An 8394-nucleotide genomic window follows, 5' to 3' on the forward strand; every position below is an offset into this window, starting at 1 on the left:
GCGCTCCTCACGGTTCAGGATCTTGGCGTACTTGCCATCCTCCACCACCTTCTGGAACTCGCTCTTGTTCATGGCCGGGGAGGTCTTGGCGATATTCTCGATGGCGACGGCATAAGCGGCGATCTTGCGGTCCAGCTCGGCGTCGCTCATGGTGGAAAGCTCGCGCACGCGGGCGGCCAGCTCGTCCGGGGCGGGCAGGCGGTCAGACTCCACGATCCTCTTGAAGGCGTTGGCGTAGCGGGTGGCGCCCTCGTTGATGTGGTCCTTCTGGACGACGTTCAGGCCGGACCAGCCCGCGCGCAGCCACTTGAAGAGCGTGAAGGTGGTCTGGTTCGGGCCGTCCTCCACAAACACCTGCACCGAGGCGGAATCATACATGTAGGTGTCGGCCCAGCCGATGAGGCCCTTGTTCAGGCCGTTGATGCCGGAGTAGAAGTAGCTCCACTCGCCGTCGTCCAGGATGACGGCCTTTTTGCCCACGCTGGACTTGTCCTTCTGCTTGCTGACCGAGATGAGCACGTTCTTGCCGTTGTACTTGGCCAGGATGATGAGCCGGTTCAGGTCATAGCGGTAGTAGCCGCCGCCGAAGGAGTCCGGCGCGTTGACCTCGTACTCCTGGCCCCACAGTGCCACCGGGGCGTCCAGCTTGGAAAGGTGCGTCCAGGGCTTGTTGTCCTTCAGGATGTCGCTGCCCGCATACCAGCCGCCCAGGCGCAGCACGCTGGGGAACAGCAGATAGTTGGGAATGGCCGGGTTGTAGCAGTAGCTCATGAGCCGCGGGAGGCTGGTCTTCATGCTCACGCGCAGCACGGTACCGTTGCCGTCAAAGCGGCGGTTGGGCACCAGCTCGCGGGCGTCGCCCTTGAGGTGCATGACGTAATCAAGCAGCTGGTTGAAATCATTCGGATTGATTGCACTGCCCCGTTTCTGGGACATGTCGAGAAGCGTGCCGAGGTTCTGCTCCACGTTCTGGGGCAGGGCGGCCTGGGCCAGGGCGGGCAGCAGCAGGGCCATGAGCACGGAGGCGATGAGCAGGCCGAAACGGCTGCGGACGGAAGCGCGAGAAGACATCAGCAAACCTCATGCGGGTTGGGCAAGGCCGCACGGCGCGGCCCGCGTGAAACACATTACACTATGCAGTATCGGCCCGGTTGACAAGATGTCCGGACCTGTTCCCAAGCGCCGGGAAAAGGGGTAGGAGGGCGCATGCCGCGCACGCAAGTCCTGCGCGGCCAGTCTGCAATACGGAGTGCCCCATGCCCATGCCCCTTGCCGTGCTGGTTTCCGGCGGCGGTTCCAACCTCCAGTCCATCCTGGACAAGATCGACGCCGGTTGCATAGACGCCGAGGTGCGCGTGGTGGTTTCCAACAAGGCCGAGGCCTATGGTCTGGAGCGCGCGCGCAAACGCGGCATTCCCACCTGGAGCCGCCCGCACACGGAGTTCGCCTCGCGCCAGGCCTTTGATGCGGAAATGGTCCGGGTCATCGCCGACCATGGCATCAGCGCCGGAACCGGCGCGGTGCTGCTGGCCGGGTTCATGCGCATGCTGACCCCGGAATTCTTGCGCGCCTTTCCGGAAGCCGTGGTGAACATCCACCCCGCGCTTCTGCCCAGCTTTCCCGGCGTGCACGGCGCGGCCGACGCCGCCGACTACGGCGTGCGCCTGGCCGGGTGCAGCGTGCATTTCGTCGATGAGATCATGGACCACGGCCCGGTCATCATCCAGGCCGCGGTGCCGGCCTTGCCGGGCGAGGGGGGCGAGGCCCTGGCCGCGCGCATCCTGCGGCTTGAGCATAGCATCTACCCCCAGGCCGTGGCCTGGCTGGCCGCCGGACGGCTCAAGATCGAAGGCCGCCACGTGATGGTGAAGCGCGCCCAGCCCGCAACCTGGGGCGACGCCGCCCTGCCCTACCTGGCCAGCCCCGCGCTGGAGCCGGGGTTCCTGCCCGCATCCTAGGCCCGTACCCTAAACGCCTCACTGGAGACGTCACCAGGAGACACCGCATGGACAGCTTCCGCCTCTCTCCCAGCGATGAGGACAAGCGCTTCCTCAAGGCCCTGGTTTCCCAATCCATCGCCACGCACCTGGCGGGAGAAGATGGGCAGACCCCGCCGGAGCCGCCCTCGGACCTGCTACGCCGGGAACTGGGAGCCTTTGTGACCCTCAAACGCCACGGCCAGCTGCGCGGCTGCATCGGCAACATCATCGGCCAGGGGCCGCTTTTCCGCACCGTATGGAACATGGCGCGGGCCGCGGCCTTCGAGGACCCGCGCTTCCAGCCCCTGGAGCAGTCGGAGCTGGCGGACCTGGACATCGAAATCTCCATCCTGGGACCAATAGAGCCCTGCCCGGACCCGGAACTGGTGGAAGTGGGCCGCCACGGGCTCATCGTGCGCCAGGGCGCGCGCCAGGGCCTGCTGCTGCCGCAGGTGCCGCTGGAGTGGGGCTGGGACAGACTGCAGTTCCTTTCGCAAACCTGCCGCAAGGCTGGCCTTTCCGCCCAGGCATGGCGCGACCCCGCTACGCAGATATACTGGTACGAGGCAGTTGTATTCTAATACCGCATCAATTTCTCCCCTGCCCGTTGATTTTCCTCCTCCTCCGGCTTACTGAGTACCATCCATAACCGTTGGCGCATCCTTGCGCCGCGCATATGCCGCGTCTCGGAGGAACATCGTGAAACGACTAACCATCAAGGCTTTGCTCGTCATTCTCGGGGTCGTCACCATCGCCGGCTTCGCCGCGACCCTGCTTCTGTTCACTTTGCAGTCCCAGCGCACAGGCAAAACATTTGAGAACATAATCAATGTGGAAGAGGCGCTGCTTGGACAGCTGCAGGAGATGTACGCCCAGGGCCTGCAGACCGAGCAGGCCACCCGCAACGTGGTGCTGAACCCGGTCGACAAAAAGGCCAGGGAAAACTACCAGGCCGCCGACGCCAAATTCCTGAAGGCCCTGCAGGCGGCCCAGGGCCTGGCCACGGGAAGCATGGCCAAGGATCTGAGCGGCCTGCCCGCCCAATGGACGGAAGCCGGGGCCCTGAAGGCCGAAGTCATGTCCCTGGCGGTGGAGGGTAAGGGCGACGCCGCCACCGCCCTGCTGAATACCAAGGAAACCAAGAAGTGGCGCGAGGTCAAGGACATCATCCAAAAGGCCATCGACGAGCAGAGCAAGAAGTCCAAGGCCACGTACGACGCGTACAAGGAGCAGGATAGGAAGTCCTTCCAGCTCATGCTGGGCCTCGGCCTGGCGCTCATCATCGGCATGTCCGTGCTGCTCGTGTTCGGCGCGCGCATGATCCTCGGCCCCCTGCGCAACATCCAGGCCTTCGCCATGTGCCAGGCCGAGGGCCGCTTCGACCAGTGCCTCATGGGCGACTTCACGGGCGAACTGAAGGACGTGGCCGACGCCCTGGAGGCCATGGCCGCCAAGGTGCAGGAATCCCTCGGCTACACGCGCGGCGTGCTCAAGGGCATCGCCACGCCCTTTGTGGTGGTGAACGAAGCCTGCGTCCTGCGCGAAACCAACCAGACCCTGCTCGACATCCTGCAGCACGACGGCAAGCCCGCGGACTTCATCGGCCAGAACGTGGCCCACTTCTTCTACGGCGACGCCACCCGCAAGACCGTGCTGAGCCAGGCCATGGAGGAGAACAGGACCATCACCCGCGAGGTGGACCTGACCGGCCGCAGGGGCGGCGTGCGCCGCATCCTCATCTCGGCCTCGCCCCTGTTCAACGACATCAACGGCGCGCCCATGGGCGCCATGTGCCTGTACACGGACCTGACCGAACTGCGCGAGCAGGAAGCCCGCATCATGGCCCAGAACCAGGTGGTCACCCAGGCCGCCAAGCAGGCCGAGGACGTGGTCCGCACCCTGCTCGACTGCTCCAGGCGGCTTTCGGACCAGATCGCCCGGGCCGAGGACGGCGCGGCGCAGCAGCGCGAGCGCGCGGGCAGCACCACCCAGGCCATGGGCGACATGAACGAATCCATCCAGGGCGCGGCCGAGAGCGCGGAAAGCGCGGCCAAGGGCGCGGAGGGCGCGGGCGGCAAGGCCAAGGAGGGCGCGGAAGTGGTGCGCCAGGTCATGGCCTCGGTGGAGGAGGTGCGCGCGCAGTCCCTGGCCCTGAAAGAAAACATGGGGGCGCTCGGCCAGCAAGCCGAGGCCATCGGCCAGATCATGAACGTCATCCGCGACATCGCCGACCAGACCAACCTGCTGGCGCTCAATGCCGCCATTGAAGCCGCCCGCGCGGGCGACGCCGGACGCGGCTTCGCGGTCGTGGCCGACGAGGTGCGCAAGCTGGCCGAGAAGACCATGACCGCCACCAAGGAGGTGGGCGACGCCATCGGCAGCATCCAGCAGGGCACGCGCACCAACGTGGCCCAGGTGGAGCACTCGGCCAAGGCCATCGAGCGCACGAACGAGCTGGCCGCGCTCTCCGGCGAGGCCCTGCGCGAGATCGTGGGCATGGTCAACGACACCACCCTGCGCGTGCGCGGCATCGCCACCGCCGTCGAATTGCAAGCCGGGGCCAGCGCCCAGGTGGACAGCGCCGTGGCCGAGATCAACGACATCGCCCTGTCCACCTCGGCGGGCATGGACGAGGCCGCCCGCGACGTGGAGGAGCTGAAGCGCCTGGCCGACCAGCTGCGCGAGGTCATGGAAGGAATGGCGCGGGCCTAGGCCCGCGCCAAGAGAAACAAGAACGGCCCGCCTGCTCAGGAAGAACCTGGGCGGGCGGGCCGTTTCCTTTCCGCGTTGGAGGAGCGGGCTAGGCGTCCACCTTGCGCACGGTGACGAAGTTCTCCTGCATGGACACCGCGCCGCCCGCCTTGTCCCAGCGGCCAAAACCGCCAGGCATCAGCTCGTTGTCCGAAACGCCGCGCCCCTTGGCCCGGCTCTCCACCGGCAGCGTGTGGCCAAAGCCATGCACGGTGAACACGCATTCGGGATGGATGAACTCGGTGACGTAGGCGCGCAGCTGCCCAGGCGTGCCGCCCTGGGCCACCGGGGCCACCTCCACCATGTCCATGTGCTCGATGCCCAGGGCCTTGGCCTTGGTCTTATTGATCCAGAGCACGTTCTCCGGCATCAGCTCGAACAGCAGCGGGTTGTTCACGGTGTGGCCCTGGGTGTGCAGCCCGCAGCGGCCAAAGGCGATGCGGAAGGCGTCCTTTGGCGGCTTGGCCGGGGAGACATACGGCGGCAGGGACTGGAGCCCGTCCTTTTCCAGTTTGGCCGAGAGCACCTCCACCTTGCCGGAGGGCGTCTTGAAGGCCACGGGCTTGTAGGTGGGCTTGTCCGCCAGCTCCACAAAGCCCTTGGCCGCGAAATCGGCGATGGTGACGCCCGTGCCCTCAAGCTGAAGGTCCCACAGCTCCTCGATGCGCGAGACGGCCAGGGGCTCGATGCCCAGGCGCTTGGCCAGCCCGGCGTAGATCTCCCAGTCGGCGCGGGTGTCGAACCGGGGCGCCACCGCGCGCTGACGCAGGAAGAACTGCGGCTTCAACCCGCCCTTGCTGGCCACGATGCTCTCGCGCTCCAGGTAGGTGCTCATGGGCAGCACCACGTCGGCGTTCCAGGCCGTGTCGGACCAGGAGAAAGTGACGGCGACGAGCAGGTCCAGCTTCTCCCACAGCTTCTTCACGGCCTCCTGGTCGGGGAAGGCCATGAGCGGGTCGTGCCGGTGCGCGATGTACGCGCGGATGGGATAGGGTTTTCCGGTGGCGATGGCCTCGTAGGCCAGGTTCACCAGACCGGGTCCGCCGTCGAAGTGCGTGCGGCCCTCGGCCCAGCCCGCGCCGTCGGCCCGGGGCTTCTCCGGCTTGGGGAACAGCTCCATGAGCTGCTTCAGGCCCTTGCGGCCCACATCGCCCGCCTTGCAGCCGATGGGCAGGCCGCCCTTGGCGCCGATGGCCCCCATGAGCGCGTTGATGAGGTAGGCCGTGCGCGAGACATAGAAGGAATCGTCGTAGCGCGCGGTCATCCAGCCCGGATGCCAGATGACGTGCGGCGCGGCCTTGGCGAAGGCGTGCACGAAGTTCTTGAGCGCCTGGGCGCTGACGCCGGTCTCTCTTTCCACGAACTCCGGCGTGTAGGGCTGCACGAACTCTTTCAGCGTCTCGAAGTCCTGCACCCATTCCTTGACGAATGCGCGGTCATACAGCTTCTCGGTAATGATGAGGTGCAGCACACCCAGGTTGAAGGCGTAGTCCGTGCCGGGCCGGATGAGGAAGAAGTGGTCGGCCTTGGCCGCGGGCATGTTGGCGCGGATGTCGATGACCGTGAGCTTGCAGCCTGCGTCGCGCGCGTCGAGCAGGTCGTTGACCTCCTTGACGTTGATGGCTTCCAGGATGTTGCGGCTTTGCAGCACCACGTGGCGCGCGTTCTTCAGATCGTACACCAGCTCCTTGCGGCCGATGCCGAACACGGAAAGGGCCGCGTGCTGCACGTTGCGGGCGCAGGCGGTGTCGTGGTTGCAGTAGTTGGGCGAGCCGAAGCCGCGCACGAAGGCCCGGCTGAGGTCCATGTATGGGCCGCCGCGGTCGGAGAACAGCAGCGCCTCCGGTCCGTGGGCGGCGCGGATCTCGCCGAGCTTTCCGGCTACGTAGTCCAGGGCTTCGTCCCAGGAGACGGCACGCCATTTGCCCTCGCCGCGCGCGCCGGCGCGGATGAGGGGGGTCTGGGGCCGTTCATCGTCGTACAGCAGCCCGGGCCCGGCCGCCCCGCGCGCGCACAGCGCGCCTTTGAGCCCCGCCGCGTGGGGGTTGCCGAAAACGGAAACGACCTTGCCGTCCTCCACGTCCACCGCGGCCGGACAGCGCACGGTGCACATTCCACAAACGCTGTACACGACATTTCTACCCATGGCGTCCTCCTGAAAGCTCCTTGAAGCAGGCTGCATACCCCCATACCCTAAATTTCGTGACATGGCTAGAGGCGAACGCCAGCTATTCGAGCACTAGAGCCAACTAGGGGGTTTTCCCATATCATCCCGCCGTCGGGAATATTATCGGGATATGAGAAAAAAAGAACGAGGCCATCCCTCTCTTGACAATCCCGCTGCGGCTATGGTTATCACTGATGGAGTGGAAATACCTCTCCGGGGTGTCCAATCGGGACGGAATGTTACGCAGCCTACGTAACACGATTACAACAAACTGAAAAGACAACTTAAAAAGGCAGAACAACGATGAGCCTGTACCGCATCGCACTCAATCCGAACCGCTGCATCGGCTGCAAATCCTGCCTTGTACACTGCAACGTCAAGAATAAACTTCCCGCCGGAATCTCCCTCAACCGCATCAAGGCGCTGGGGCCGTTCAACGGCCCGGACGGCCGACCGCGCATGGAATTCGTCTACCAGAACTGCATGCAGTGCGACGACCCCTTCTGCGTCAAAGTCTGCCCCTCGGGCGCGCTGACCAAACGCGCGGAGGACGGCCTGGTATGGTTGGACGAGGAAGCCTGCATCGGCTGCAACCGCTGCACCGAGGCCTGCCCCTGGGACGTTCCTGTGGCCATAGAAGCCTGGGGCAAGACCAAGAAGTGCGACTACTGCAAGGACCGCGTGGACCGTGGGCTCGACCCGGCCTGCGTCACCGGCTGCACGGCCAAGGCGCTGACCTTCATCCGCCCGGCTGTCTAGGACTAAAGCCCTGCGCGTGCGGCGCGGGGCACATGATACACGAACACTTTACAGAGAGGAGCAAGGTTCCATGATGAAACGCAAACTCGTCGCACTCACCCTGGCCACCCTGGCCATGAGCCTGTGGCTGGGCGTTGCAATGGCCCAGCAGGCCGCCCCGGCGCCCGCCGCCCCGGCCGCCGCCGAAGCGGTGAAGGCCCCTGAAGCCGCCAAGCCGGACAACGCCACCAAACCGGCCGAAGGCGAAGTGAAGAAAAACAAGCTGGCCGCCGCCATCGAGAAAGCCCCCCGCGGCACCGAGGCGGGCATGATCGACGAAGCCAAGCCCGCGGGCTTCCTCGGCATCCCCGGCGCGCCCGACGTCAACCCCATCCTGGCCTTCTGCTGGGCCGTGTGGGTTGGCTGGATCTTCTCCACCGTGGGCGCCTTCGGCGGCGTCATGGCGGGCGTGGGTCACATGAGCGTGTTCGGCTTCGGCTCGTACGCCGGCAGCTTCAAGAAGACCGCTCCGGACCTGGGCAAGGTCATCACCGACTCCATCAAGGCCTCCAACCAGTTCCTGGTGGGCACCTCCGCCGCCATCAGCTCCTTCAACTACCTCAAGATGAAGCGCCTGGTGCTGCCGCTGGCCATCAGCCTGGGCCTCGGCTCGCTCATCGGCGCCTGGGCCGCCCAGGAACTTTCCGCCGGCAAGCTCGACTTCAAGTCCTACCAGGGCTACTTCGGCCTCTTCGTCCT

General features: G+C 65.7%; 6 protein-coding genes and 1 pseudogene. 5 read left to right on the plus strand and 2 right to left on the minus strand.

The window, feature by feature from the left end:
* Window positions 1-1071: hypothetical protein (locus VN419_RS09110; RefSeq protein ID WP_325646716.1), on the minus strand; the 1071-nt coding region annotated here is incomplete at its 3' end.
* A 185-nt stretch (window positions 1072-1256) separates the two neighbouring features.
* On the opposite strand from VN419_RS09110, the gene purN reads away from it, so the two are divergent.
* The 3 genes from purN (at window position 1257) to VN419_RS09125 (ending at window position 4691) form a co-directional block, all read left to right on the plus strand.
* On the plus strand, window positions 1257-1958 hold the full coding sequence (gene purN / locus VN419_RS09115; RefSeq protein WP_325646718.1) for a phosphoribosylglycinamide formyltransferase: 702 nt from the start codon (window positions 1257-1259) through the stop codon (window positions 1956-1958).
* Between the two features lie 47 nt (window positions 1959-2005).
* Entirely contained in the window at window positions 2006-2560 is a 555-nt protein-coding gene (gene amrA / locus VN419_RS09120) for an AmmeMemoRadiSam system protein A (protein WP_325646720.1), read from the plus strand.
* 118 nt (window positions 2561-2678) lie between these two features.
* Window positions 2679-4691, plus strand: coding sequence for a methyl-accepting chemotaxis protein (locus VN419_RS09125; RefSeq protein WP_325646722.1), 2013 nt, complete (start codon window positions 2679-2681; stop codon window positions 4689-4691).
* A gap of 88 nt (window positions 4692-4779) precedes the next feature.
* Here the strand turns inward: VN419_RS09125 and VN419_RS09130 are convergent, their stop codons facing one another.
* A complete protein-coding gene (locus VN419_RS09130) occupies window positions 4780-6876 on the minus strand; it encodes a molybdopterin-dependent oxidoreductase (protein WP_325646724.1) in 2097 nt (698 codons plus the stop codon).
* Between the two features lie 324 nt (window positions 6877-7200).
* Between VN419_RS09130 and VN419_RS09135 the strand changes: the two genes are divergently transcribed.
* Window positions 7201-7656: a 4Fe-4S dicluster domain-containing protein gene (locus VN419_RS09135; RefSeq protein ID WP_325646726.1), complete on the plus strand. Its 456-nt coding sequence runs from the start codon at window positions 7201-7203 to the stop codon at window positions 7654-7656.
* 70 nt (window positions 7657-7726) lie between these two features.
* A pseudogene (locus VN419_RS09140) lies at window positions 7727-8394 on the plus strand (sulfite exporter TauE/SafE family protein); the annotation flags it as partial.

Source organism: Humidesulfovibrio sp. (assembly GCF_035560995.1).
Taxonomy (GTDB): domain Bacteria; phylum Desulfobacterota; class Desulfovibrionia; order Desulfovibrionales; family Desulfovibrionaceae; genus Humidesulfovibrio.

What these genes read in the sequence shown, in the direction of transcription:
- purN (WP_325646718.1), top strand. Translation starts at nt 1,257, where the DNA reads ATGCCCATGCCCCTTGCCGTGCTGGTTTCCGGCGGCGGTTCCAACCTC.
- amrA (WP_325646720.1), top strand. Translation starts at nt 2,006, where the DNA reads ATGGACAGCTTCCGCCTCTCTCCCAGCGATGAGGACAAGCGCTTCCTC.
- VN419_RS09130 (WP_325646724.1), bottom strand. Translation starts at nt 6,876, where the DNA reads ATGGGTAGAAATGTCGTGTACAGCGTTTGTGGAATGTGCACCGTGCGC.
- VN419_RS09135 (WP_325646726.1), top strand. Translation starts at nt 7,201, where the DNA reads ATGAGCCTGTACCGCATCGCACTCAATCCGAACCGCTGCATCGGCTGC.